Source organism: Cognatundibacterium luofuense, from assembly GCF_018139685.1.
GTDB lineage: Bacteria > Pseudomonadota > Gammaproteobacteria > Burkholderiales > Burkholderiaceae_D > Undibacterium > Undibacterium luofuense.
Genome location: NZ_JAGSPN010000347.1, coordinates 1 through 349, shown reverse-complemented (window position 1 = coordinate 349; position 349 = coordinate 1). Strand labels below are relative to the sequence as shown.

Genomic DNA, 349 nt, shown 5'->3' with positions numbered 1-349 from the left:
CCGGTGTTACTGGCTTTCCATCAGGCTGCGCAAATGTTCGGATTTGCCAGGATGACGTAACTTCTTCATAGCCTTGGCTTCGATTTGGCGGATACGTTCACGTGTGACTTCAAACTGTTTGCCAACTTCTTCCAATGTGAATTCAGTGGTGGTGTCGAGACCAAAGCGCATGCGTAAGACCTTGGCTTCGCGTGGGCTCAGTCCATCCAGTGCTTCTTTCAGTTTTTCCTGCACCGACGCCTGCATTGCAGCTGCCATTGGCGACAAGGTCGCATTGTCTTCAATGAAGTCGCCCAATTGTGAATCACCGTCATCACCGATAGGTACATCCAGCGATACAGGTTCTTTC

At 50.4% G+C, this 349-nt stretch carries 1 protein-coding gene; it reads right to left on the bottom strand.

What is annotated here, in order from left to right:
* Positions 1–6: 6 nt before the first annotated feature.
* A partial coding sequence (locus KDM89_RS20725; RefSeq protein WP_212689729.1) for a sigma-70 family RNA polymerase sigma factor occupies positions 7–349 on the bottom strand: 343 nt, incomplete at its 5' end.